This window comes from Priestia sp. HNGD-A6, from assembly GCF_045784335.1.
Classification (GTDB): Bacteria; Bacillota; Bacilli; order Bacillales; family Bacillaceae_H; genus Priestia; species Priestia zanthoxyli.
Genome location: NZ_CP138621.1, coordinates 1,859,104 through 1,883,249 on the forward strand (window position 1 = coordinate 1,859,104; position 24,146 = coordinate 1,883,249).

26 protein-coding genes are annotated in these 24,146 nt (G+C 38.0%); 4 read left to right on the plus strand and 22 right to left on the minus strand.

Annotated features, from left to right (window positions below):
• Positions 1 to 109: 109 nt before the first annotated feature.
• Positions 110 to 625 carry an N-acetyltransferase gene (locus SCI76_RS09355; protein WP_013055642.1) on the plus strand — a complete coding sequence of 172 codons (516 nt, stop codon included), beginning with the start codon at positions 110 to 112 and terminating at the stop codon, positions 623 to 625.
• A 31-nt stretch (positions 626 to 656) separates the two neighbouring features.
• Here SCI76_RS09355 and SCI76_RS09360 read toward each other — a convergent pair whose 3' ends face one another.
• The 17 genes from SCI76_RS09360 to SCI76_RS09440 all read right to left on the minus strand — a co-directional run bounded on the left by SCI76_RS09360 (position 657) and on the right by SCI76_RS09440 (position 17,244).
• Positions 657 to 1,391, minus strand: a complete 735-nt coding sequence (locus SCI76_RS09360) for a sugar phosphate isomerase/epimerase (protein WP_049163048.1) — start codon at positions 1,389 to 1,391, stop codon at positions 657 to 659.
• Between the two features lie 305 nt (positions 1,392 to 1,696).
• Complete coding sequence (locus SCI76_RS09365) at positions 1,697 to 2,503, minus strand: carbohydrate ABC transporter permease (RefSeq protein WP_013055640.1); 807 nt, start codon at positions 2,501 to 2,503, stop codon at positions 1,697 to 1,699.
• A gap of 68 nt (positions 2,504 to 2,571) precedes the next feature.
• Positions 2,572 to 3,426, minus strand: coding sequence for a carbohydrate ABC transporter permease (locus SCI76_RS09370; RefSeq protein ID WP_014461372.1), 855 nt, complete (start codon positions 3,424 to 3,426; stop codon positions 2,572 to 2,574).
• 72 nt (positions 3,427 to 3,498) lie between these two features.
• Positions 3,499 to 4,776 carry an ABC transporter substrate-binding protein gene (locus SCI76_RS09375; protein ID WP_028412189.1) on the minus strand — a complete coding sequence of 426 codons (1,278 nt, stop codon included), beginning with the start codon at positions 4,774 to 4,776 and terminating at the stop codon, positions 3,499 to 3,501.
• 351 nt (positions 4,777 to 5,127) lie between these two features.
• Positions 5,128 to 5,739, minus strand: coding sequence for a flavin reductase family protein (locus tag SCI76_RS09380; protein ID WP_016763208.1), 612 nt, complete (start codon positions 5,737 to 5,739; stop codon positions 5,128 to 5,130).
• Between the two features lie 176 nt (positions 5,740 to 5,915).
• The gene (locus SCI76_RS09385) at positions 5,916 to 7,184 is read right to left on the minus strand and encodes a 3D domain-containing protein (protein WP_034269680.1); all 1,269 of its coding nucleotides are present in this window, start codon (positions 7,182 to 7,184) and stop codon (positions 5,916 to 5,918) included.
• A 439-nt stretch (positions 7,185 to 7,623) separates the two neighbouring features.
• Positions 7,624 to 8,544: a ribose ABC transporter substrate-binding protein RbsB gene (gene rbsB / locus SCI76_RS09390; protein ID WP_014461376.1), complete on the minus strand. Its 921-nt coding sequence runs from the start codon at positions 8,542 to 8,544 to the stop codon at positions 7,624 to 7,626.
• A gap of 11 nt (positions 8,545 to 8,555) precedes the next feature.
• The gene (rbsC, locus tag SCI76_RS09395) at positions 8,556 to 9,515 is read right to left on the minus strand and encodes a ribose ABC transporter permease RbsC (RefSeq protein WP_033578167.1); all 960 of its coding nucleotides are present in this window, start codon (positions 9,513 to 9,515) and stop codon (positions 8,556 to 8,558) included.
• Between the two features lies 1 nt (position 9,516).
• Positions 9,517 to 10,998 (minus strand): sugar ABC transporter ATP-binding protein, encoded by a 1,482-nt coding sequence (locus SCI76_RS09400; protein ID WP_028412185.1) that lies wholly within the window; start codon positions 10,996 to 10,998, stop codon positions 9,517 to 9,519.
• A gap of 14 nt (positions 10,999 to 11,012) precedes the next feature.
• Positions 11,013 to 11,402, minus strand: coding sequence for a D-ribose pyranase (gene rbsD, locus SCI76_RS09405; RefSeq protein WP_221833162.1), 390 nt, complete (start codon positions 11,400 to 11,402; stop codon positions 11,013 to 11,015).
• Positions 11,403 to 12,281: a ribokinase gene (rbsK, locus tag SCI76_RS09410; RefSeq protein ID WP_028412184.1), complete on the minus strand. Its 879-nt coding sequence runs from the start codon at positions 12,279 to 12,281 to the stop codon at positions 11,403 to 11,405.
• On the minus strand, positions 12,274 to 13,263 hold the full coding sequence (locus tag SCI76_RS09415; protein ID WP_407545166.1) for a LacI family DNA-binding transcriptional regulator: 990 nt from the start codon (positions 13,261 to 13,263) through the stop codon (positions 12,274 to 12,276). The genes rbsK and SCI76_RS09415 overlap by 8 nt, the downstream gene beginning before the upstream one ends.
• 118 nt (positions 13,264 to 13,381) lie before the next feature.
• Entirely contained in the window at positions 13,382 to 13,807 is a 426-nt protein-coding gene (locus SCI76_RS09420; protein WP_028412182.1) for a MarR family winged helix-turn-helix transcriptional regulator, read from the minus strand.
• A 162-nt stretch (positions 13,808 to 13,969) separates the two neighbouring features.
• Entirely contained in the window at positions 13,970 to 14,380 is a 411-nt protein-coding gene (locus SCI76_RS09425) for a hypothetical protein (protein ID WP_063248259.1), read from the minus strand.
• 8 nt (positions 14,381 to 14,388) lie between these two features.
• A complete protein-coding gene (locus SCI76_RS09430) occupies positions 14,389 to 14,919 on the minus strand; it encodes an NAD(P)H-dependent oxidoreductase (RefSeq protein WP_014461382.1) in 531 nt (176 codons plus the stop codon).
• An 18-nt stretch (positions 14,920 to 14,937) separates the two neighbouring features.
• Positions 14,938 to 16,563: a DHA2 family efflux MFS transporter permease subunit gene (locus SCI76_RS09435; RefSeq protein ID WP_028412180.1), complete on the minus strand. Its 1,626-nt coding sequence runs from the start codon at positions 16,561 to 16,563 to the stop codon at positions 14,938 to 14,940.
• 42 nt (positions 16,564 to 16,605) lie between these two features.
• Positions 16,606 to 17,244 carry an HlyD family efflux transporter periplasmic adaptor subunit gene (locus SCI76_RS09440; protein WP_028412179.1) on the minus strand — a complete coding sequence of 213 codons (639 nt, stop codon included), beginning with the start codon at positions 17,242 to 17,244 and terminating at the stop codon, positions 16,606 to 16,608.
• A 352-nt stretch (positions 17,245 to 17,596) separates the two neighbouring features.
• Between SCI76_RS09440 and SCI76_RS09445 the strand changes: the two genes are divergently transcribed.
• A complete protein-coding gene (locus tag SCI76_RS09445; RefSeq protein WP_025749716.1) occupies positions 17,597 to 18,052 on the plus strand; it encodes a MarR family winged helix-turn-helix transcriptional regulator in 456 nt (151 codons plus the stop codon).
• Positions 18,053 to 18,145: 93 nt separating this feature from the next.
• Here the strand turns inward: SCI76_RS09445 and SCI76_RS09450 are convergent, their stop codons facing one another.
• The 4 genes from SCI76_RS09450 to SCI76_RS09465 all read right to left on the minus strand — a co-directional run bounded on the left by SCI76_RS09450 (position 18,146) and on the right by SCI76_RS09465 (position 21,169).
• Entirely contained in the window at positions 18,146 to 18,907 is a 762-nt protein-coding gene (locus tag SCI76_RS09450) for an SDR family oxidoreductase (RefSeq protein WP_048020103.1), read from the minus strand.
• Positions 18,908 to 19,028: 121 nt separating this feature from the next.
• Positions 19,029 to 19,856 carry an aldo/keto reductase gene (locus SCI76_RS09455; RefSeq protein WP_048020102.1) on the minus strand — a complete coding sequence of 276 codons (828 nt, stop codon included), beginning with the start codon at positions 19,854 to 19,856 and terminating at the stop codon, positions 19,029 to 19,031.
• 31 nt (positions 19,857 to 19,887) lie between these two features.
• Positions 19,888 to 20,643 (minus strand): IclR family transcriptional regulator, encoded by a 756-nt coding sequence (locus tag SCI76_RS09460; protein ID WP_028412172.1) that lies wholly within the window; start codon positions 20,641 to 20,643, stop codon positions 19,888 to 19,890.
• A gap of 217 nt (positions 20,644 to 20,860) precedes the next feature.
• Positions 20,861 to 21,169 carry a hypothetical protein gene (locus tag SCI76_RS09465; protein WP_034269656.1) on the minus strand — a complete coding sequence of 103 codons (309 nt, stop codon included), beginning with the start codon at positions 21,167 to 21,169 and terminating at the stop codon, positions 20,861 to 20,863.
• Between the two features lie 497 nt (positions 21,170 to 21,666).
• Here SCI76_RS09465 and SCI76_RS09470 point away from each other — a divergent pair, with 497 nt between their 5' ends.
• Together SCI76_RS09470 and SCI76_RS09475 are read left to right on the plus strand one after the other, a co-directional pair.
• On the plus strand, positions 21,667 to 22,002 hold the full coding sequence (locus SCI76_RS09470; protein ID WP_048020457.1) for a DUF485 domain-containing protein: 336 nt from the start codon (positions 21,667 to 21,669) through the stop codon (positions 22,000 to 22,002).
• Positions 22,003 to 22,018: 16 nt separating this feature from the next.
• Positions 22,019 to 23,569: a cation acetate symporter gene (locus SCI76_RS09475; RefSeq protein ID WP_028412169.1), complete on the plus strand. Its 1,551-nt coding sequence runs from the start codon at positions 22,019 to 22,021 to the stop codon at positions 23,567 to 23,569.
• A 40-nt stretch (positions 23,570 to 23,609) separates the two neighbouring features.
• Here the strand turns inward: SCI76_RS09475 and SCI76_RS09480 are convergent, their stop codons facing one another.
• Positions 23,610 to 24,095 (minus strand): DUF6985 domain-containing protein, encoded by a 486-nt coding sequence (locus SCI76_RS09480; protein ID WP_028412168.1) that lies wholly within the window; start codon positions 24,093 to 24,095, stop codon positions 23,610 to 23,612.
• Positions 24,096 to 24,146 lie beyond the last annotated feature (51 nt).

Sequence of the window (24,146 nt, forward strand, 5' to 3'; positions counted from 1 at the left end):
TATATTTTTACTAAGGCAGATACTTTGCTAAATAAAGTTTCGCTTTATACACCGTGTCCTCTTTGTCATAGGCGCACTTAGACCGAAAACAGACGGAAAGGAGTATAAAATGTTTACTCAGCTTACAGAAAAAAACCAGAATGCAGAAGAACTAAAAGAAACACTTGATGATTTAGAGTTTCAGCTATTTCGCATGCAGGATAATTTAAAAGAAATTGCTAAAAAGTACGAAGTTATCGGTGTCGATCAGCCTGAAGATAATCAGTTAGTTATTGTATCGGCACAAAATGACGGAAACGCATGTAAAATTATGCTAAATGAATGCACAAAAGCCTATAGAGGGGCTTGGGATTTTGCCATCGATGGCGTATATGAAGATAATCACACGATTTTTATTGGTGATATTAAAGGTCCCGCTAATAAGGGATATGGCTCTGTATGTATGAATTATTTAAAAGAAGTAGCGGTTGATCAAAATGTTCATGTCATTAAAGGAGATATCGCTGAGCGCGACTGGGATCATCTCGAAAGATTAATTCATTTTTATGAAAAACATAACTTTGAAGTAAATATTGATTATACGAATAAGTGCGGAGAAATTGAATGGACTCCAGCTTATCAATAAAAAACGAACAGACAGCGTCTGTTCGTTTTTTTTATTTGATATATGCTAAGCTTTTTTTAATACTGCTAAGAGGACTTTCTATGCACTGATCTTGTTCAACAATCCACCATTTTACGCCTGCTTTATTGCCTTCTTTCATGACAGCCTTTACATTTACCCCTCCGGTACCAAGAGGAGCAAAGAATTGCTCGCCGTCTGTTGTCATATCTTTTAAATGGATAAAAGGCGTACGATTTCGATAGTGCTTCATCCACTCAACTGGATCTTCGCCTGCTTTAGTGAGCCAATAAATGTCCAGCTCTACATTTACCCCAGTTTCTTCTAGAATCGTTTGGAGAGCTGACTTTCCAGTTGACAATTTTTTTAGCTCAAAATCATGATGGTGATAGCTAAACGACATGCCTTCTTTTTTACAATAAGCATCAATGTAATTTAAAGAATCAATAAGTTCGAAATATCCTTTTTCAGTTTGTCGTTCAGGCATTAAATAAGGACAAACAATATGTGAATTTCCAACTTGCTGCTCAAAGTGAATCACTTGCTCTAAATTTGCTTCTAATTGTTCAAGCGGCACGTGACTAGAAGCTGCCTTCAGCTGTAAATCCGTTAACCATGCTCTTACTTCTTGCGCTGTATATCCTTCGTACCCTGCAAACTCTACCCCTTGATATCCTAAAGCAGCTACTTTTTGAAGAGTTCCTTTAAAGTCTTTTTTCGTTTCTTCACGCAGCGTATAAAGCTGTACTCCTACAGGTATTTCTCCCATCTTCTCTCCCCCTGTTCATTAAGAAAGTGATTGAACTATCGCTAAATCAACCCAATCTAAAGACGAACAAATTGAACTAGTATGAATTACTTGTTACACAGCTGTTGATTTCCGTGCAAGACTTCGCTTTCCGCGGGAGTCTTCGTCTTGCCCTCCAATCAACACCTAGAAGCAATTAACTACAATTAAATCTACGTTCATCCTAGAAAGGAAAAAATCCGAACGAATTTGATTCTCGATCAACAATCAGATTCTTTCGGATCCTCCTTTAACTAACATACTTTTTTCTCAACATCTGCTGCTTTTTATTTTACTGCACTTCCAAGCATTCCTGAAATAAAATGACGCTGAAGTGCTAGGAAGAAGACAATGATTGGAATGGTTGCAATCGTTACCCCCATCATTACTTGACCGTAATCAATAATTGATAATCCAATTAAGCTTGAAAGAGCAACTGGCAATGTAGCCATTTCGTTTGATGTAGTCGCAACTAAAGGCCACATAAAGTTATTCCACTGTGTCATAAATAAGAAAATAGCTGCTGCAGCCATCGCAGGCTTCATAGAAGGAAGCACAATGGTTAAAAAGATTCTCATCTCTCCAGCACCGTCCAAACGTGCTGCTTCAATCAGTTCCGTTGGAAAAGCTAAAAAGTTCTGACGTAATAAAAAGATAGCGAACGGAAAGCACAGCTGCGGAACAATAAGAGCAAAATACGTATCAAGCAAATTAAAATTCGACATCAGCTGAAAAAGCGGAATGAGCGTTGCTTGATATGGAATCATCATGGACAATAAAAGCGTCGTAAAAATTGCGTTTCGTCCTTTAAATTCAAATTTAGATAGCGCATATGCAGCTGTAGAACAAACCATTAAAGCTACAATCACATACACGACTGAAACAAATACTGAGTTAAAAAAGACGCGCCCTAAATCAATTGAAGCATTTAAATTTTGTAGATTTGTCATAAATTGATCGCCAGGCTTCAGCGTTGGAGGGTTTGTAAACATTTTTCCCGATTCATTCGTAGCGCCGATAATCATCCAGTAAAACGGAAAAATAGAGATAATCGTGAACAGCCCAAGCATGCTGTATAATCCTATTTTACGCATGATGTTGCTTTTCTTTTTAACCTTAGGCACGGTAGCTACTGCGGTTGCTTCTACTCTCTCTAATACACTCATGATTTATCACCCGTAAATTTAAATTGGAAGAACGTTAAAATACCGACTAATAATACAACAACGTACGCAATGGCTGAAGCATATCCAAAATCAAAATATTTAAAGCCATTTTGATAAATATATAAGCCTAGCGTCATCGTGGAATCAGCAGGGCCGCCTTTTGTTAAGTTAAAAGGTTCGTCAAACAATTGAAGCGTGCCAATTGTTGATAAAATAGTAGCAAACAAGATAACGGGTTTTAATTGTGGAACCGTTACGTGGAAAAACTTTTGAATACGATTTGCCCCGTCTAAATCAGCTGCTTCGTAAACTTCATGAGATAAACTTTGAAGAGCTGCTAGAAAAATAACCATATTATAACCTGTCCATCTCCAAGTCATCGCCACGATGATTGAGACTTTAGCCCAGAAAGGATCTCCCAGCCACTGAATGGCATCGATACCGAAAAACCCTAAAATAGTATTCATAATTCCTTCATCTTGAAGAATGATTGAAAACAAAATAGAATAGGCAACTAGCGACGTTACTGCGGGCAAGAAAAATGAAACTCGGAAAAAACCTTTTAGTCTTAAAAGCTGACTGTTTAACGCGTTAGCTAGTACAAGCGCTAATAAAATCATGACGGGTACTTGAACGATTAAAATAATCCCCGTATTTCCAAGCGCTTTCCAGAAAATATCATCTCCGAGCAAACGTGTATAGTTTGATAAACCGGTAAATACATACTTTCCGCCTTCCATACTCTGAAAGCTTAGAATAAACGATGAAAAAATAGGATAGATGGTAAACAGCGCGAACAGCAAAAGTGCTGGAGCAATAAATAAGTAAGGCAATGATTTATTTGTCTTCATGATGACCTCCTAGTACCGCAAGAAGAAGAGATAGAAGGCAATTTTCTAGAAATCACCTTCTATGCTTCTTGATTATTTTTGAATTCGGTTTTCTAAGCGTTTTTGAGCTGCTTCAAGCGAGTCTGTAACGCCCTTACCATTTGTTACCTCTGACACAGCTTTGACTGCTTCACTGTTTGCAACTGAGTAATTGCCTGTAAAATTAACCGGCTTAATATCTTTCATTTCATCTGCGAATGTTTTCCAAATCGTCTGATTGTTAAAGTACTCATCTTGTGCAGTGAATAATTTTGAAGAATATACGGTATTTAATGATGGGAATAATCCGCCCTTCATCGCTTCTTCTTGAACTTTATCTGTTGTTGAGAAATATTCCATAAATTTGTACGCTTCATCTGCTTTTTGGCTATTTGCTGAAATCACATAGTTGCTTCCGCCTAAGTTAGAAGCACGGTTGCCTCCTTCTTCAAACGAAGGTAATAAAAATACTCCCCATTTTCCTTTTAAATCCGGAGCCTGCTGCGTAATAGAACCAGATAGCCAAGCACCAGATGGTGAACTTGCTACTTTACCTTCTGCTAAAGCACTGATTGAAGCATCCCAGCCCACTGTATTTTTAACAATGCCTGCTTCTTTTAACTTCTTATTTAACTCCATCGCTTTTTTCGCTTCTTTAGAAGTTAAATTGAGCTTACCTTTGTTATTAAAATAGAACGTACCTTGCTGCGTTAGTGCCATTCGGAATAAGCCATCGTCATTATTAAAATCTAAACCTAGTAAATCAACGCCAACTTTTTCTTTAATTTTCTTACCAGCAGCAATATAATCATCCCATGTTTTGATACTGTTTGGATCTACGCCTGCTTTTTCAAAGTAATCTGTGCGGTAGAAAACGCCTGTCGGACCTGCATCAAACGGGAAGCCGTACATGTCTCCATCCTTTGATAAAAGAGCTTTCTTAAACTCTGGAAATTTATCTTCTTGCTTATCGAATCCTTTTTTAGATAGGTTTAAAAATGCCTTTGGAAATGCATCCAAATATCCTTGGAAACGATCGTCTTCTACTAATACAATATCAGGAAGACCTTTTCCGCCAGCCTGCAATCCTGTTGTTAATTTTGAATAAACATCTTCACGTCCCATATCCACTACTTTTAATTTAAATCCTGGGTTCTCTTTTTGGTATTCTGCTGCTGCTTTCTTTAATACCGGTACGTTAATATTCCAAGCCCATGCAACAACTTCTTTTCCACCGCTACCACTTGTTTCATTAGCGGACTTTCCTCCGCATCCTGCAAGTACTAGGGTTAAAATGAGTGCAAAACTGATTAAACTAAACCAACGTTTCAATGAATACCCCTCCTATAATCTCGTCTCCTAGTGTGGCAAGTTTTTTTGTAAACGCTCACGTCTCTTTCTAGATAGAATTATTGAAAAATAATTCTGTATATTGAAAGCGTATACAATTTACTTAATCTAAATTATATGAATGAATACCCTTTTCCTCAATGGTAAATATAAAAGGCAAAAACCTTACATTTTTGCCTTTTTGTAAATTGATTTTGTTATTATGGTTTCTATTAACTTTTTCGTTCATAAAAAAAAGCGAATGTACTGTTATTGTTGAAACAGAACACAATCGCTTATTTAAAAAAATCCAATGTATACTATTTTTTTGCTACATAAGTAACACTTTCTTGCTTATTTAGGACGTTCTAAGGAAAATAATTGCCCCAATTTACTATAGTTAGAACCCGCAAGCCGGCTGACTGGCTTCACACGTTCTGCAGAAACGCGATCGTTTTCTATCACTTTTTCACTAATATGAAACATCACAACTTCACCGATAAACAAATCTGAGCTGTATGCCTCATCCGTTCCTAATGGAACAATTTGGTGAAGCTTACATTCCATTCGAATGCTGGCTTCTTGAATTCCGGGAACCTGCACTTTTTTGCTCGGTGCTAGTGTTAACCCTGTTTCCTCGACTTCACTCACGGAAGAAGGGTAAGAAGATGCCGCTTGATTCACCTGTTCCACTAAGTTTTCGTCTACAAGATGAACTACAAATTCTTTAGATGCACTAATATTTTTGGCCGTATCTTTCGTCATTTGACCTTCACTTCTCGAAACCGAAACGGCAATCAGCGGAGGCTCTGCCGCAACTACATTAAAAAAACTAAACGGCGCAGCATTCACTACACCGTCATCATTTTGACTTGTAATAAACGCAATTGGCCGGGGAATGACGACACCTGTTAGCAAATGATAATTATCTTTTGCACTTTGTACCGCTGGATCAACTACCTTCATTTTACCCACTCCTTTTCTTCCATTTACTTTATTGTATGGTAACGAAAAGAGCATAGATTAGCTAGCAACTTGCTCACCAAACATGCAAAGAAGAGGCTGAGACATAGCTGCATCCATCTCATCTGAAAACCAACAAAATGAAAAAATCCGAACGATAAATCGTTCGGATCTTCTCTTTAGTTTAGCACCGTTACTTTCACTGTACGACGTCCAAATGCTTTTGCAGCTGACTCAGAAGGTACTAATACGTCAATTCGATATCCTTTAATCGCACCGCCCGTATCACCTGCTGTTGCCACTCCGTATCCTTCTACATATACTTTTGAACCTAATGGAATAACGGATGGATCTACCGCAATAATTTTATGAGTGCCTGAACTTACATTTTGTCCAGTGGCTGTTACGCCGCTGCAGCCTGCACAATTAGCTGTATAAGCTGTTGCTTCTACATACATTTCTTTTCCAGAATGCTTTTGTGTGCTTTCTTCTTTTTTCGTTTCTTTTGCTTCTGAAGAAACGGCTGCTTTCTTCTCTGTAGCCGCAGCTGTTTTTACTTCTTGTTTCGGCTCTGTTTTTACTTCTTTTTTAGCTGTTGCTAATTCAGCTTGACGCTTTGCTTCTGCATCAGCCTCAGCCTTTTCAGCCGCCTGCTGTTTTGCCACTTGCTCAGCTTGCTTTTGAGCTGCTTCTTTTTCTTTTGCAATCTTATCTTGAATGCCTGTTAGTTCAGACTGAAGATTTGCTTTTTCTGAAGAAGCTGCATCAATTTCATTTACGACCGTACTGTATTTTTCTTGCATAGTTGTTAACGTTGCTGTTTGTTTCGCAACGTTTTTATCTAATTCAGCTTGTTTAGCCGCTAGGCTACTTTTTGCTGCTTCTAATACTTTTTCTTGCTTATCAATTTCTTTTTTATCTTTTTCAATTTGATCTAAGTCATTTTGATGCTGCTTTAAAATATCATTATCTGCTGACAATAAAGTTGTGACCGCACCCATACGTGCAACAAAATCTCCAAAGTTATCAGCATTCATTAATGTATCAATAACAACGCTTGTTTTATCGTCCTGCTGTAAAGCAACTAATCGATTTTCAATAATATCTTTACGACTTAACACTTTTTCCTGAAGCAAAACGATCTCTTTTTTCTTTTTCTCAATCATTTTGTTCGCTTCTGAAATCTGCTTTTCAGTCGATGCTAACTCTTTTTTATTGCTAGAGATTACTGTATGTAATGAATTTAATTGTGACTGTATGTTTTGAACATCTGAATTGATAGACTGTTTCTCTTTCTCTTTTTGTTGAACAGCCTTTTCTGTTTCTTTAATTTTATTTTCAGTAGTCTGGAGCGCTTCTTCATTCGATTGGGCGTGAGTCTCTGTAATGCCGGTCATGAAGAAAATCCCTGTGACTGCTGCAAGAGTCATACGCTTAAAAATTTTCATAAAGTAATAGTCCCCTTTCCTCATAGACATAGTTATACCATAAAAAACTAGCTGTTTATGTTACAATACAGTTAAAAGTTTCCCATAATCTGTATAACCAAGAATCTCTTTCTGGGAATTTACCACCAAAATCCCTTGATAGAGAGGTTTACTGTTTATTAAAAAAGATATATTTTTGTCACAAAGGGGGCAAAATTACTCTTTAAAAATCAAAATAAACGCTTATTATTACAGCTATATTACAATTTTTTCACAGAAAATTATGTGTTTTACCGTCTTTTTTCTGTGTTTTTTACTTTTTATTACATAAATTCCACCTACATAATTCCTACACTATTTATAAAGTTGTGACTTTTTCACTTCTTTTTTACACTTTATATATATAAAAAGACGCCCATAAATCAAATGAGCGTCTTTTTTCTTCACACGTATAGAACCATTATTTTTCAGAGGTTACTAGTTTTAAAGGCACTGGAATTTGCTTATCTACTTTTTTGCCTTGAAGAACATTTTTAGCAGACTTTACGGCAAGTTTACCAATTAAAACAGGCTGCTGGGCTACAGTTGCGCCTAGTTTCCCTTCTTTTACTGCTTTAATTGCATCGTCGTTTCCATCAAACCCTACTACTAATACATCTTTTCCTGAGCTGTTAATCGCTTGAATAGCTCCTAATGCCATTTCATCATTGTGAGCAAATACGGCTTTGATACCAGGGTTTCCTTGAAGAACATTCTCCATAACGTTTAAGCCTTTTGTACGGTCAAAATCAGCTGACTGTTTAGCCGTAATATCTAGCTTTTGATCTGCAACGTTGTGGAACCCTTTTCCTCGTTCACGAGTTGCTGAAGCTCCGGGCACGCCTTCAAGTTCTGCTACCTGAGCTTTTTCACCTACTTTTTTTACAATGTAATCAGCAGCCATTTGACCACCTTTTACATTATCTGAAGCTACCAGTGTTTCCACTTTTCCTTTTTCTGCTGAACGATCTAGCGTAATAACTGGAATCCCTACATTATTAGCCGATTGTACAGCTGTTGAAATAGCGGCTGAATCCGTTGGGTTAATAAGCAGAATGTTAACACCTTGCTGCATTAAATCTTCTACATCGTTAATTTGTTTTGCTGAATCATTTTGAGCATCTACTACAACTACTTCCATGCCCAGTTTTTTTGCTTCTTTTTGTACTCCTTCTTTTAGGGAAACAAAGAACGGATTGTTTAATGTAGAAACAGATAAACCAATTTTAATATCTTTTAAATTTTTACTTTCAGATGGTTTCGCCCACTCAGGAGGCTGAAGTGAACAAGCCCCTAACAGTAATAATGAAAATGATAATAGCACGAGCCAAATTTTCTTCATGTTTTTCCCTCCTAAGCTGACTTTTTGCGATCAATTAATACCGCAATTAAAATAACAATTCCTTTTACGACCATTTGGTAAAACGACGAAACGCCGAGTAAGTTCAAACCGTTGTTTAATGTTCCGATAATCAGCGCACCAATTAACGTTCCAACAATGCGTCCACGTCCTCCAGAAAGGCTTGTGCCACCCAGTACTACTGCGGCGATAGCATCTAACTCGTAAGACGTACCTGCCGTTGGCTGAGCCGAATTCAAGCGAGAAGTCAAAATCGCTCCTGATAGCGCTGCCAATAATCCTGCTAGTGAGTAAATCATAACCTTAACTTTCGGAACTTTGATTCCTGAAATAAATGCTGCTTTTTCATTTCCACCGATTGCATATGTTCTACGGCCAAACGGTGTTTTATGCAAAATCACCCATAGGACAGCAAACGCTAGTACCATCGTAATTGCTGGAACAGGAATACCTAGGAAATAGCCTCGGCCAAATAACTGGAAGTAATAGTTTTCGCCTAAGCCCGTAATCGGATTTCCATCTGTATAAACAAGCGTTAACCCTCTAAAAATTGTCATCGTCGCTAGCGTCGCAATAAACGGCGCCATTTTTCCTTTTGTAATAAGTAAGCCGTTAACCATACCCATTACAGCTCCTAACACACATCCTATTAAAATAGCTAAAATAGGATCTACACCTGACACAATCATACCTGCCATTAACGCACTTGATAGAGCAAGTATAGAGCCCACGGATAAATCAATTCCCCCTGTTAAAATAACAAATGTCATACCGAATGCAATTAAAGCATTAATAGCCACTTGACGCAGCAAGTTTAAAATATTTAAAGGTTCTAAAAAGCTTGGATTTAAAATCGATACAATGACAATAAGAATAAATAGACCTAGTAACGGACCTAGCTTTTGCATCACGTTATCAACGCGATTTTCTTTTATCGCTGTGTTTGCTTTCATTTTACTGACCTCCTGTTGCAAATGTCATAATTTTTTCTTGAGTTGCTTCTTCACTTGTCAGTTCACCTGTTATCTTTCCTTCATGCACAACCAAAATGCGATCACTCATGCCGAGTACTTCCGGAAGCTCTGAAGACACCATGATAATAGCCACGCCTCTGTCTGTCAGTTCATTCATAAGCTGATAAATTTCACGCTTCGCCCCGACGTCAACTCCTCGAGTTGGTTCATCTAAAATTAGCACTTTTGGTCCAATGCCAATCCACTTGGCAATAACTACTTTTTGCTGATTTCCTCCCGATAAATTAGCCGCACTCGTCTCAGACGACTCGGTTTTGATCGTTAAACGTTTAATAAGCAAATCTACAAATTGCTGCTCGCTTTTTTGTTCAATAAAGCCTTTTGGCGAAAAGCTGAATAGACTTGGAAGTGCAATATTTTCTCGAATAGAAAAATCCAGAACGAGCCCTTCTGTTTTACGATCTTCTGTAATGAACCCGAGACCTAATTTAATGGCTTGGTCTGGCTTTGTGATACTGACCCGTTTGCCATTTAAGATAATTTCGCCTTTTTCTAACGGATCAAGCCCGAAGATAGCGCGCATAATTTCGGTTCTTCCAGCTCCCATTAGCCCCGCAACGCCGACAATTTCTCCTGATCGCACTGAAAAATGAACGTCTTGAAACACACCTTTTCTCTCCAAGCCTTTTGCTTCAAAAACAACGTCTCCCTTAGGAGATGTCCTAGCAGGAAATCGATCCGTTAGCTCTCTTCCTACCATTTTGCGAACAACATCATCGAAGCTGGTTTCTGGAATCGGCTTTTTGTCTACCGTCTGTCCGTCACGCATGACCGTAATGGAATCACAAATAGCGAAAATCTCTTCCATACGATGTGAAATATAGACAATCGATACACCTTGTTTTCGCAACGCATTAATTACGTCAAATAACTTTTGAATTTCTCTTTCAGTAAGCGCTGCGGTCGGCTCATCCATGATAATCACTTTTGCATTCGTCATCAGCGCTTTGGCTATCTCAATCATTTGCTGCTGTCCGACAGAACAAAGTCCTGCTTCTTGATCAAGAGGAATGGTAACAGCTAATTTTTCAAACTGCTTCTTTGCTAACGCTTTCATTTCTTTTGTTTTTAAAAAACCTAAAGGCGTTTTTAATTCTTTGCCGATAAATAAGTTCTCAAGCACCGTCATTTCAGGCCAAACGTTCAGCTCTTGATGAATAAAGGTAATTCCGTTTTGTTCTGCTTCTTTTGGGTTTTGAAAATACGTCTCTTTGCCATCAATCAGAATCTGTCCTTCATCTTTTTTATGAAGGCCGGTTAAAATATTCATCAGCGTAGATTTCCCCGCTCCGTTTTCCCCCATTAGTGCGTGAACTTCACCTTCATGTAATTCAAAATCCACGCCCCTTAGTACACGGTTTGCTCCAAAGGCTTTATGAATCCCTCTCATTGCAATATGCATGCTGTTCACCTCTTTTAAAAAATAACTCCCGCTTGTAAAATACAGTTTGCATAAGGAGTTGCTTCTCCTGTACGAATCACAACTTTCGCTTTGCTTGTCAACATTTTCAATTGTTCATGCGATACTTCTTCTACTAAGATGTTTTGCTTTTTCATCAACTCGTAAGCCTTTTGGTTTCTTTCTTTCATTTCAGAAGCAATCACTATTTTTTCTGTAGCCATATCTTCTAACACAGCTACTACTACATCTTCAAAGCTAGGCACTCCTAGCTTTAAAGATAAATCAATTTTAGGCACGTCACCCGGAACAGGTAACCCTGCATCTGCAATGACAATAGTGTCTGTATGACCTAGATCTGTTAGTATTTTCGTAATATGACTGTTAATCATTCCGTGACGTTTCATTTACAGACTCTCCTCCACTTCTTTTCGAGTCGGCATGCCGCCTTGCGCACCAAATTTAGTGACGGATAGCGAAGCTGCGCGATTAGCAAACTGAATTCCTTTTTCAAAACCCATTCCTTCGGCAAGTGCCACAGCAAGCGCTGCGTTAAACGTATCTCCTGCTCCTGTTGTATCAATCGTTTCTACTTGATAAGAAGGAACCAATACTTCTTTCTCGCCGTTAAAATAGCGTACACCTTGTTTTCCTTCTGTAATAAACAATTTATTTGGATACTGTTTTAATACTTCTTCTTTTTCTTTTCCTTCAAATAAAAGCGCTGCTTCATGTTCATTTGGAGTGATGTAAGAAACTTGTTCAATCACTTCTGCTTTTAATGGTCTTGCAGGCGCTGGATTTAATAAAAGCGGTACTTTAAGTTCCTGACAAAGCTGAGCAACATATTCAACCGTTTCTTCTGGAATTTCTTGCTGAATAAGTACGATATCAGCTTCTTTAATTTTTTCTTTGGCTTTTTCTACGTAGTCTGGAGTAATATAATCGTTTGCTCCTTTAACAACTACAATGCTGTTGTCTCCTTCAGCGAGTATAATGTGAGCTGTTCCGCTATCTGAATCTGTAACCGGTTTCACATTTTCCACAGATACACCGTTTGATTTGAAATTCTCCAGGATTGCTTTTCCGTAATGATCTTCGCCCACACATCCAATCATACTCACATCCGCTCCAAGCCGGGCTGCTGCAACAGCTTGGTTTGCTCCTTTTCCTCCGGGAACAGTTTTGAATGATTCTCCTAACACTGTTTCTCCAGCTCCAGGACGAATATTTGATGTTACTACTAAATCCATTGATGAACTTCCAATCACAGTTACTTTAGCCATGTTCCTCAACCTTTCGTGTCGTACTTCGTTCAATAAACGTAACGGGTAGTTGTACTTGCTTTTGAATTAAAGGTTCTTTCTTAATGCATTTTATTAACAGACCTGCTGCTTGCTTGCCCATTTCATAAGCAGGCTGACGAATTGTAGACAGGGCTGGAAACGAAAAGCGGCTTTGCGGAATATCATCAAAACCAATCACTTGAAGATCATCAGGCACGCTTTTCTCTAATCGAAACGCCTCATGTAAAACAGCTGTGGCTACAATGTCATTACTTGCGATAATCCCGTCTGTTTCAGGGTACTTTTGAAAGATTTCCTTTGCCCATTTCTGCGCATCGTCAAATGCTAGAGAATTTGTATTTAATACGTAAAAGTCTGCATCAGACTGACTCAAGACAGAAAGAGAGCCTTGAAAACGTTCCTGAGCAGGCTTTACATTTACTGGACCTTTGATAAGAGTAATTCTTTTACTTCCTCTTTTGATTATTTCTTCTGCAGCGATTTTCCCGCCTTCAAAACCATCAGCATAAACGGATGGATACTGATCAGAACTTCTATCTAAAAACACGACGGGAAATGTAAGACCTTCATATAGTTTCTGAGCTAAACTTGTTGTTGCCGTAATCATTCCTACTACATGATTTTGCGTAAACGTTTGGAGATATGTTAATTCTTTCTCTAACTGCTCATCACTATTGCCAAGAATTAAACGAAATCCATGGCTATGTACTTCATCTTCTATTCCTCGTGCGAGCTGAGGGAAAAAAGGGTTTGTGATGTCTGGAAGCAATAGACCAATCAAACGTGATTCACGTGTATAAAGCGAACGGGCTACTTCGTTAGGGCTGTAGTTTAATCTTTGAATTGTATTCATTACTCGCACACGCGTGTCTTCTTTTACATACCCTGTACTGTTTAAAACACGCGAAACGGTCGCAACGGACACGCCTGCTTCTTTTGCTACATCACGAATTGTTACCACTTTATTTCCCTCCCTTCATATATGTAACCGTTTACACAAATGATATCATGGAAAAGTGAAGTTGACAATCTTTTTATCAAAAAAAACATCACTCCATTAAGAAGTGATGTTTCTTTCATTAGATATTAGCGTCTAGTTTCTTAAATAATTTCAAAAATTGCTCTTGATCTTTCGGCTCATAGCAAGAAAAGAAATGAGCAATCATCTTTTGCACAATTTCATTTGCTTCTTCAATCACTTGTTCACCTTTAGCAGTTAACTCAATGTTTACCTTACGGCGATCCTCTTTAGAGTGATAGCGTGAAACTAACTCTAAGTCTATTAAACGAGTAATAACAGGAGTGATCGCACTAGGCTTTACACGCATCTCCTCTGCCAGCTTGGTTACTCCAATATGACTGCATTTACCGATAATTAATAAGATATGATATTGAAAAGGCGTAATCCCTTGTGAAAGTAACCTTTCTTTTATCTCTGTCATTACCTTTTTGTTAAGGGATATCGAAATTCTCTGGACCTCTTCAATAAATGTGAGCTGTTCCATGTTTTGACGTCCCCTTTCTTATAATCAGGGAGTCGATGTTAACATGTCAGCCCCCTGCTGCACTCCAAGCGAAACCTAACCTGGGGAGAGCGGCTGGTTTCGCGGAATGCTTATAACCTATTTTCTATCTGTTTTATTCCGTACTATTATAATAGAAGAAACTCATTCATTATCGTTTTTCTTAAACGATCTTAAAGCTTTACGAAAAGCGTCATCATTCATAACGTCACGTTCTTCTTTTGTAAAAACCGTGTCGTCTTTTTCGCCTTCTCTAAACTTTTGCAGCACTTGACGATACATATCATCGTTCATGACATCTTTTTCTCTCTTATGTCTAGATGTTCTTGTTTCCGTCTTCGCCTGCGGCTCTTTTGGCTCTTCTTTTGGTGCTGCAGGTTTTTCTTCTGCTACTTTTTTCTCTTCTACTTTTGGCTCTTTAGGAGCATTTGAAGCAGCCGCTTCTTTTTTAGGTGGAACTGTACGCTGGCGCTTAGAAGATGATGCTTTAGCATTCATTGTAATAATTAGGACAACCAGAATCACAGCTACAACGATCAGTAAAATACCTAACATACTGTCACCTACTGTCCTTGTGTCATTCGTTTAGTCACTTGAACAACACGTTCTCCTAACGCTTTACCTAGCGCTTGGTCGTTCTCTGTTAATAATTCGTCACCTTCGATTGGACAAGTAATTCCCACACCGTAATAAGTACCGTACAGCGCATTTTCTGGAATGTTACCTGGTAAGCCAGCGATAACCATTCCTTGGTGAAGCATTGGTGTAATTAAATTTAAAAGCGTTGCTTCTAAGCCACCGTGCGTTGTAGCTGTTGTACAGAACACCGCACCTACTTTATCAATTAATTTACCTTCTGCCCATAAATAACCTAATTTATCAATCCACGTTTTTAACCCTGAACTGATTGTTCCAAAATGCCCTGGGCAGCCCCAAATAATAGCATCCATTTCAGGCAGTTCACGTACATCTGCTTCTTCGACATGCTTTACATATACAGTTGCTTCTCCAGACAGCTCAGCGCCAGAAGCAATCGCTTTGGCTAATGCCTCTGTATGTCCGCCTTCACTATCATATACGATACAAATTTTCATCCTTTATCCCTCCGTTGCTTATGAGTTCATATCTTTTGGTGCCGGTAACATACGAATATCGTCTGTTGTTTCTTTTTCTGTCTCTTCTACTTCTACCACTGGATCTTTACGAACATCACGTAGGAAGAAACTTAAAATCAATCCAATAATGGCAATGATAACTGTCCAGTAAAACGCGTCGTTAATTCCTTGTACAGTTGCTTGCGCTTGAACTTTTCCAGCTAATGTTGTTAAAGCTTGTTTTTGCGCTTCTGTTTGAGAAAGGTGAAGCGTTTGAGCAATCTTTTGCACAAATACTTGGAAGTTATTCATAAAGAATGGATCAGATGTAGTCATTGAACTGCTCATTTCATTCACATGATATGTTGTGCGATTTGTAAAGATTGTAGTCATTAAACTGATACCGATTGAACCACTCACCTGACGAAGCGTGTTCGACATAGATGTACCGTGGCTGCTTAATTTTGCCGGCAGCTGATTTAAACCAGCTGTCATAATCGGCATCATTAATAATGACATACCGAATGCACGAATCATATAAATAATAACAATATGACTAAACGGTGTTTCAAGCGTTAATTTTGTAAATTCAAATGTTGTCACAACCGTAATCAACATCCCGACAATCCCTAGTGGACGCGGTCCTAATTTATCAAACAGCGTACCAGAAATCGGTGACATGACTAGCATAACAAGTGCACCAGGCAAGATTAATAAGCCTGAGTCAAACGCTGAATAGCCACGGATGTTTTGCAAATAAATCGGTAATAAGAACATACCAGCATACATGCTGATTGTAATGGCAATACTGATGATATTAGATAATGAGAAAATATTGTATTTAAATACTCTCACATCAAGTAATGGACTTTTAAGTCGAAGCTGCTGTACAACAAAGATGATTAATAAGACAATACCGCCGATCATCGTTGATAATACAACTGAATCCGTCCAGCCATCGTTTCCAGCTTCACTGAAGCCGTATAGAAGTAAAGCCATACCTGCAAGAGATGTAAACACAGAAATTAGATCTACTTTTACATTTTGAGGCGGTTTAATATCTTTTAATTTAAAAGCTGCAATAATAAGTACGAGTGCACCTAGTGGCACCATTCCCGTAAATAAAATGTGCCAGTCATAGTTTTGAATAACCCATCCTGAAAGCGTCGGTCCAATTGCCGGAGCGAACATCATGGCTAAACCAAAGATACCCATTCCTTTTCCGCGCATATGAGGAGGGAAAATAAATACGATAATGGTCATAACTAGAGGTGCTAGCACTCCGCCCCCGACTGCTTGAACCAGACGTCCAATTAGCATAATTGAGAAAGTCGGCGCGATTCCGCAGACAAGCGCTCCAATTGTAAAGCAGGCCATCGCAAATAAGAATAAGCGACGAACGCCAAAACGTTCAATTAAATAGGCTGATAATGGAATAAGTGCACCATTTACAAGCATATATCCTGTAAGCAACCACTGTGCGGTATTAGCCGTAACGCCAAACTCTGTAATCAGATGCGGAATCGCAACATTTAGCAGCGTTTGGTTTAAAATTGCTAAGAACAATCCAAGCATAAGTACGACTAGTAGCGGGATATGCTTTTTAACTGAGCTTTCCTCTGGTTGTATCGTGTTTGCTGACATCAGTTCCTTCCTCCTTTCTTCTCTTCTTAATCATGTACGTTCTTAGTTTTTAGAGATTTTAACTTCTGCGTTCATACCTGGTAGTACGTTTTCAGAGTAGTTAGAAATAGAGATTTTAACAGGAACTGTTTGTGATACTTTCGTATAGTTGCCGTCTGAATTAGAGCTTGGCATTAATGAGAAAATTGAGTTTGTTGCATAACCGATTTCTTCTACTTTTCCATCGATTGTTGTTTTAGTATCTCCGTCAACTGTTACATCAACGTCATCGCCAGCTTCAATATCTTTTAATTTGTCTTCTTTAATGTTTGCAATGATGAATAAGTTATTCATATCTACTTCGCTAGCAATTTGTTGACCAGCTTGAACCATTTGATTTTCTTTTACCTGTGTTTTGATGATTTTACCATCCTCTGGTACTGTAACTGTTTTTTCTCCATCTTCTGATTGGATTTTAGCTACCTCATCGTCTTTTGAAACATCTTTACCTTCTTCAATATTCCAGCTTGCTACTTTACCTGCCGCTGGCGCTACTACTGTATAAAGATCGCCCGACACTTTTGCATTGTCTGTGGATACATAATTAGATTTCTGAATATAATAGTATCCTCCACCAATAATTAAAGCTAATACTACAATAATTCCGATAAAGTTCATTAAAATTAAACGCCCTCTTGACATTTATTTTACCTCCTTAATATTTCATTCAGTTAAGTATTACGCTAGATAACTTTATCACAAAGATATTTAGTTGTAAATAACTTTGATTTTAATTTATTTTTAAAACTAAACATTTATGTTTCATAAAGTTTTCCCGACTGAATACTTTACTACATCTTTAACTGAAATACAACTTAAAAGTTTTGGTTTCTTTACAAGTACTTTACTTTACTTTAAAGTTAGATATATAAGCATAGGGTTATACACAAAAACAGCTCCTTTTTTTGGAACAAACTCCCTATATACATAAACCACAATAGGTAACTAGCAGCAATTGTTTAACACCTATAATGATAAAGAAAAGGTGATTATGATGGATCAGCAGTTAATAGATAAACTAGAAAAACTTGACCAAGTTAAAACCTCATTATTTGAACTCAAGCGAAAGCTCTTGGAAGATAAAATCAGTGAGCAGCCCTATAATTTGACCATTACAAAATTTTTAATTCTAAAATTCATTGGAATCAGCTCTAAACGTATGGTAGCCGAAATTTCTTCAAATCTAAAGCTAACCTCCGGGGCTACTACCATTTTATTAAATCAATTAGAAGATGATGCACTCATTAAGCGCGTACGTGACCAAAAAGACCGCCGAATTGTATGGATATCCTTAACAGAAGCTGGCGAAACATTAGTGAACTATGTAATTGAGCAGCGAAATTTATTTTGGCAAGACATGCTTTTTGCTCTAACTCCAGAAGAACAGGATGAGTACCTCCGCATGCTTGAGAAAATGGAAAAACGAATTAGACAAACGGTAGATCGTTAATGATAAAAAGCGTGTGTCCATTTATTTTATGGACACACGCTTTTTATGACCCGCTACCATTGAAGGCTTTAGAAACCTTTTTGCTTTCTGCCTTTAAAATTCAGGATTGTTCTTTAAAAACCCCCTCCAAGCCTGTGCTGTAGCTTTCTCAATTTCTTCTTTAGAAGCATGAAGCCTTTTAGCGCTGTCTCCATAGCCAATTTCGATTTTGCCTTTTTTCAGTTCTTCAAATATTGAATCAGCAAAGTCATCAAGCGGTGCTCCAAATGTATGAAGTCCCGGTCCTCCTAAATCCGTGTTCACGGCTGGAGGAAGAATTTCTATCACTTCGGTATTTGTTTCTTCTACTTGATGTCTTAAACTAATCGTAAACGACCTTAACGCCGCTTTTGTTGCGCTGTAAATTGGCACCCATGCTCCAGGTGTTAAAGACAGCCCCGACGTTACGTTAATAACCGCAGCACGTTCTTGTTGAACGAAATGAGAAATCAATAGCGAAGTTAAATGAATAGGAGCACTTACATTACTCATTAGTTCTTTTTCGTAATACTGCCACTCTTCGTGCATGTGTAAAAGATTTACGCGCTGCTGAATGCCTGCATTATTCACAATAACATTTAATTTTGGGAACCTTTCAGTCGCCCATTTTACCAGCTCTACTCTGCTTTCTTCTATTGATACGTCGCACACTTTTGTATGTAACGAAGGGAATCTTTCTTTTGCTTCTTGCAGCTTTGATTCCCTTCTTCCACAAATAATAACTTCATTTCCTTCCTTTAAAAAACGTTCTGCAAGCGCCAATCCAATTCCAGACGCTCCGCCCGTAATTAAAATAGTGTTTCCTGACATTTTCATTACTTTTCCTCCTCGTTCAACCATCACATTTCCTAATTAATAAACAAAGCGCTACTGCATGAATGACAATAGCGCTTTGTTTATTATTTATCTTACAAGACGTTTTAGTCTTAATTTAACATTAAAAGTCAAAGTTATCTGGATCTGGACCTACGCGATGATTTTGATTTAATGCGTTAATTTTTTCAACTTCTTCTGCATTTAATTCAAAATCAAATACGTCTGCATTTTGGATAATACGATGTTCTTTTGTTGACTTAGGAATCGTTACTACTTCGTTTTGTAAGTCCCAACGTAAGATAACTTGAGCAGTTGATTTTCCGTGCTTTTCAGCAATTTGAGTTAACACTTCGTTATCAAGCAGCTCACCTTGTGCAAGCGGTGACCATGCTTCCACTTGGATTCCTTGTTTTTTGCAGTATTGACGCACTTCTGTTTGTGTTAAAAGTGGATGAAATTCGATTTGGTTTACCATCGGCTTAACTTCTGCATCTGCAATTAAGTCTTCTAGATGATGCACTTGGAAATTCGATACGCCGATTGCACGAATCTTCCCGTCTTTATAAAGCTTTTCAAGTGCTTTCCACGTATCTTTATACTTACCTTCAACCGGCCAGTGAATTAAGTATAAATCTAAATATTCAAGACCTAGCTTGTTTAAGCTTGTTTCAAACGCTTGAAGAGTTGTGTCATATCCTTGATCTGCATTCCACACTTTTGATGTAACAAATAGTTCTTCGCGAGAAACACCTGATTCTTTGATCGCTTGTCCCACGCCTTCTTCATTTTCATAAATTTTAGCCGTATCAATGCTTTTGTATCCAGCTTTGATTGCATATTTAACTGAATCTACAACTTCTTGACCATCTTCTACTTTATAAACACCTAAACCTAACCACGGCATTTTAACGCCGTTTGCTAAGGTCGTTGTTGACTGTAAGTTTTCCATGTTGCTGTTCATCCCCTTTTTTACTGTTGAATTATTCGTAAAGAGTAATTGCTTGTGAAATTTGTTCTGCGCACTGTTTAACAAGTGCAGCATGTTCTTCGTCTTTCTCCTCTGAAATACGAACGGATGGACCTGATAAAGCAATAGCTGCCATTATTTTTCCTTTTCTGAAAATAGGGGCTGCAATACATCGAACGCCAGGCTCCCGTTCTTCATCATCGACAGCATATCCTCTTTCCTTACTTAAAGCTAAGTCAGCTTCCAGCTCGTCCAGCTCGGTGATCGTTCGATCTGTATAAGCTTCAAGCGAAAGTTCGTGAAGAATAGATTTTTGCACGCTGTCCTCTTGATAAGCAAGAATACACTTTCCAATAGCATTTGCATGAAGCGGCTTTTTATTTCCTACTTCGGAATGCGTACGAGTGCTATATTGCCCGTTCACCACCTGAGTTGTAACCATCTGTTTATGATGGAGAATTCCCGCGTAAATGGTCTCATTGGTCTCTTCACTCAGCTTCTGCATAGCAGGAACAGAGAGCCAATTCATTTCATAGTTCGTATGCATCGTATTTTGTACGAGTGCCAGCACCAGTTGTGGTGAAACCGTATAGCGGTTAGACGGGTTTCTTACAATAAATCCGTTTTGTTCAAGCGTGCTCACAAGACGATACATCGTACTCTTATTAAAACCGAGCGCTTCCATCATTTCCGGAATAGTCATATTCGGACGGTTTAAAAGCAAAGAGAAGATATCTAATCCTTTTTTTAAAGTTCCAACCTCGGACATGCCCTTCTTCCTCCTTTTATCCGAACAACAATTTTATTATAAAACAAAGCTCTTTATCGTATCAAATAAGGAAACTAAACCAAGTTATTTTCCCTATATAAGAGAATACATAACGTAATTGTTCTTCTTAATCTATTCCACTGTTTTTTCTATTTAAACATAAAAAAAGCCGTAACAATAGAATTTTTTTACAGTTTTTTAAAATTAACTTTGCTTTTCATTCGTTAACTTCTTCAAATCGCTTCAGCTGCTCCAGCTGATTTTCCTTTTTCATAATTTCTTTCTGACGCTCGCCTAGTAAATCGAAATGAGGATAGCCGGATCGATTATCAATATACTTAGCGGGAATACCATACTTTTCTCCCCACTTAATCAGCTTATTTAAGTCACTGCAACCTACTTTTGTTACGGTAGTTGCGTGTGGAAAACGCTCATCGAGCCAGTAATGAGTTAAAAATGCGATCTCTCCTCGCTTAACAGCTGCTTTCCATGCGTTTAGTTCCGGGCGTTTGATTCCAAATGCCATTATTTCACCTTTTCTCTTTTATATAAGTAGTCACATTGTTTGTTTACTATAAAGAAAAAATATCATTCATATAGAAATCTTTCATAATATCTTGTCTATTTATAACCATCTCTGAATAATAGCGTACTTTCTTCACCTGTTTCCTATCTAACATTATTGTGTGCTTATGATTTTATCATCATCTTCTTTTATTTTTCAAAAGATCAAACAAAAAAATAACGTTTAGATAATAAAGAAAAGCCTTATATGTAAAAGAAACTAAGGGTTAATTTCAACATTTCTATTGTGAACGATTTCTCCTTTATATTGAATGTTGTTCTTTTTTTATTATGGCAGTATGCATTTAGTTTGAAGCTTTAGTATATTAAAAAACTTCCAAAGTTACCATTCTCGCAAAAAGACAGAATTTACTTTTTATTCCGAAAATAATATAATTCAAGTGATATGGAGCTTTTTGCTTCATCTATTTATTATCAAAGGGGGAATTCCGCTTGGCGATGAATGAAAATTCTTTAAAGAAGGTAAACAATGCTTCTTCCTCTCCTGATTACACAGAAATTGTACAGTCTGCTTCATTTCAAAAACTTTTGAAACAAAAACGCAATTTTATTTTACCGCTCTCTCTGTTTTTTCTTGCTTTTTATTTTACCTTGCCCATCTTAACGGCTTACACAACCGTCTTAAACAAACCAGCTTTTGCTTCTATGACTTGGGCGTGGGTATTTGCTTTTGCACAGTTTGTGATGACTTGGGCCCTATGCATTTTATACACAAAAAGAGCCTCGAAATTTGATGAACTTGTTAACACGATAAAAAAAGAAGCTGCAAATTGAATAGGGGGTTAAATGAATGAACGTACTAGCTTTCTCACTTTTTTTAGCTATTGTAGGTCTTACGCTAATCATTACGTATGCGGCATCCAAGCGAACAAAAACGACCAGTGACTTTTATACAGCAGATGGAAGTTTAACCGGCTGGCAAAACGGCATGGCGATTGCCGGAGATTATATGTCTGCTGCGTCATTTTTAGGCATAGCTGGAATGGTAGCGCTTTCTGGATTTGACGGTTTTTTTTACAGCATCGGCTTTTTAGTTGCCTATCTCGTCGTGTTATACATTGTAGCTGAACCACTTCGCAACTTAGGAAAGTACACGATGGCAGATATGATAGCAGCTCGTTTTAACGAAAAGAAAGTGCGGGGAGTTGCCGCATTAAACACGATCACCATTTCCATTTTTTATATGATTGCGCAGCTTGTTGGAGCAGGAGCATTAATTCATTTATTACTTGGTCTAGATTACGTGTATTCTGTCTTGATTGTCGGCGTGTTGATGACGGTTTACGTTGTATTTGGAGGCATGACGGCGACCAGCTGGGTGCAGATTGTCAAAGCGTTGCTTCTCATGATTGGTACGTTCATTATCTCCATTATTGTATTTTCAAAATTTGATTTTAGCTTTGCTAAAATGTTTTCTGAGATGAAAACCGCAACTCCTCTTGGCGACGGATTTTTAAATCCAGGAAATAAATTCAAAAATCCGCTGGACATGATTTCGTTGAATTTAGCTCTTGTTCTTGGTACAGCAGGCCTTCCTCATATCCTTATTCGTTTCTTTACAGTAAAAGATGCCATCACCGCACGAAAGTCTGTTATTTATGCAACGTGGATCATTGGCGTTTTTTACATTATGACAATCTTTTTAGGGTTCGGTGCTGCTGCATTCGTAGGTTACGATGATATTATCAAAGCAAATGCAGCAGGAAACATGGCAGCTCCCCTGCTCGCTCAAGTTCTTGGCGGAGACTTTCTCTTTGCGTTTGTCTCAGCTGTAGCTTTTGCTACGATTTTAGCTGTTGTAGCTGGGCTGGTGCTCTCAGCAGCTTCAGCATTCGCCCACGACTTTTATAGTCATATTCTCCGTAAAGGGGCTGCAACTGAAAAAGAACAGGTAGTGGCTGCACGATGGGCTTCTATTGGGGTATCCATTCTATCTATTATTCTTGCATTATTTGCTCAAAACATGAACGTAGCATTTTTAGTTGCACTTGCATTTGCCGTAGCAGCGAGCGCTAACTTGCCAATTATTCTTCTTACTATTTTTTGGAAACGTTTTAATACAGCAGGAGCAGTCACTGGCATGCTGGTTGGACTATTCAGCTCACTGTTTTTAGTTGCCATTAGTCCAAACGTGTGGGCACCTGAGCCTGGAGCTGCTATCTTTGTAGGTGAGCCGCTCATCACATTAACAAACCCTGGTATTATCTCCATTCCTCTAGGCTTCTTAGCTGCTTTTATAGGAACACTTCTTTCGTCTAAAAAAGCAGACGAAAAGAAATTTGATGAGATTTTAGTAAAAGCAAATACAGGTATGGGAATCGAAGAGCCTGTCAAACATTAATGCCAAAAAGCCTTGAAGCAGGTTGCTTCAAGGCTTTTTACTAGAATAAATCTTCTTGTAAGCCAATAGCGGCAATTTGTTCATTTCTAAACTTTACAGCTAACATATGCTCTTCTTCCCACGTACATTCAAAAAACAAACCAACTTCTCTTGTATCATGGGGTGCTTCAGGAACAAAGATTTGAATACACTCAACTAAAAAACCGATGTCTTTTCGCTTTTTTACATTCGGAACTAATAAGTCTACCACGTCTTTTTCAACTTGAGTTCTGTATTCATCTCGCACCTGTTGATAATAATCAAAAAGAGCTTTTTCCGTCCTCTTTAACAATAATTCGCTTTGAAGCCAAAATGCTTGAAAAGCCTCTTCTTGCCGTTTTTGAAATGGCTTCTCTTTATCTCCATCAATTGTCAGCAACACATGTTGTTGTTGTCCAAAGAAAGTGACCTGTTTTTCTCCAACCCAGGCCGAGTCATATAACAAAGATCCAAAAAGTGGATGATGTACTCGTAATGTTTGATTCATTGCATACCTGACCCTCTCAAAAAGTGGATTTCTGCTTGCATTGGCGTATAA

Excerpts from the sequence above, each read along its gene's own strand:
- SCI76_RS09435 (WP_028412180.1), bottom strand. The coding sequence starts at position 16,563 with ATGTCAGCAAACACGATACAACCAGAGGAAAGCTCAGTTAAAAAGCAT.
- SCI76_RS09420 (WP_028412182.1), bottom strand. The coding sequence starts at position 13,807 with ATGGAACAGCTCACATTTATTGAAGAGGTCCAGAGAATTTCGATATCC.
- SCI76_RS09440 (WP_028412179.1), bottom strand. The coding sequence starts at position 17,244 with ATGTCAAGAGGGCGTTTAATTTTAATGAACTTTATCGGAATTATTGTA.
- SCI76_RS09455 (WP_048020102.1), bottom strand. The coding sequence starts at position 19,856 with ATGGAAAACTTACAGTCAACAACGACCTTAGCAAACGGCGTTAAAATG.
- SCI76_RS09355 (WP_013055642.1), top strand. The coding sequence starts at position 110 with ATGTTTACTCAGCTTACAGAAAAAAACCAGAATGCAGAAGAACTAAAA.
- SCI76_RS09400 (WP_028412185.1), bottom strand. The coding sequence starts at position 10,998 with ATGCATATTGCAATGAGAGGGATTCATAAAGCCTTTGGAGCAAACCGT.
- SCI76_RS09425 (WP_063248259.1), bottom strand. The coding sequence starts at position 14,380 with ATGTTAGGTATTTTACTGATCGTTGTAGCTGTGATTCTGGTTGTCCTA.
- rbsB (WP_014461376.1), bottom strand. The coding sequence starts at position 8,544 with ATGAAGAAAATTTGGCTCGTGCTATTATCATTTTCATTATTACTGTTA.
- SCI76_RS09480 (WP_028412168.1), bottom strand. The coding sequence starts at position 24,095 with ATGAATCAAACATTACGAGTACATCATCCACTTTTTGGATCTTTGTTA.
- SCI76_RS09385 (WP_034269680.1), bottom strand. The coding sequence starts at position 7,184 with ATGAAAATTTTTAAGCGTATGACTCTTGCAGCAGTCACAGGGATTTTC.
- SCI76_RS09380 (WP_016763208.1), bottom strand. The coding sequence starts at position 5,739 with ATGAAGGTAGTTGATCCAGCGGTACAAAGTGCAAAAGATAATTATCAT.
- SCI76_RS09460 (WP_028412172.1), bottom strand. The coding sequence starts at position 20,643 with ATGTCCGAGGTTGGAACTTTAAAAAAAGGATTAGATATCTTCTCTTTG.
- SCI76_RS09430 (WP_014461382.1), bottom strand. The coding sequence starts at position 14,919 with ATGAAAATTTGTATCGTATATGATAGTGAAGGCGGACATACAGAGGCA.
- SCI76_RS09445 (WP_025749716.1), top strand. The coding sequence starts at position 17,597 with ATGGATCAGCAGTTAATAGATAAACTAGAAAAACTTGACCAAGTTAAA.
- rbsD (WP_221833162.1), bottom strand. The coding sequence starts at position 11,402 with ATGAAACGTCACGGAATGATTAACAGTCATATTACGAAAATACTAACA.
- rbsC (WP_033578167.1), bottom strand. The coding sequence starts at position 9,515 with ATGAAAGCAAACACAGCGATAAAAGAAAATCGCGTTGATAACGTGATG.
- SCI76_RS09470 (WP_048020457.1), top strand. The coding sequence starts at position 21,667 with ATGAATGAAAATTCTTTAAAGAAGGTAAACAATGCTTCTTCCTCTCCT.
- SCI76_RS09365 (WP_013055640.1), bottom strand. The coding sequence starts at position 2,503 with ATGCGTAAAATAGGATTATACAGCATGCTTGGGCTGTTCACGATTATC.
- SCI76_RS09360 (WP_049163048.1), bottom strand. The coding sequence starts at position 1,391 with ATGGGAGAAATACCTGTAGGAGTACAGCTTTATACGCTGCGTGAAGAA.
- SCI76_RS09370 (WP_014461372.1), bottom strand. The coding sequence starts at position 3,426 with ATGAAGACAAATAAATCATTGCCTTACTTATTTATTGCTCCAGCACTT.
- SCI76_RS09475 (WP_028412169.1), top strand. The coding sequence starts at position 22,019 with ATGAACGTACTAGCTTTCTCACTTTTTTTAGCTATTGTAGGTCTTACG.
- SCI76_RS09450 (WP_048020103.1), bottom strand. The coding sequence starts at position 18,907 with ATGAAAATGTCAGGAAACACTATTTTAATTACGGGCGGAGCGTCTGGA.
- SCI76_RS09465 (WP_034269656.1), bottom strand. The coding sequence starts at position 21,169 with ATGGCATTTGGAATCAAACGCCCGGAACTAAACGCATGGAAAGCAGCT.
- rbsK (WP_028412184.1), bottom strand. The coding sequence starts at position 12,281 with ATGGCTAAAGTAACTGTGATTGGAAGTTCATCAATGGATTTAGTAGTA.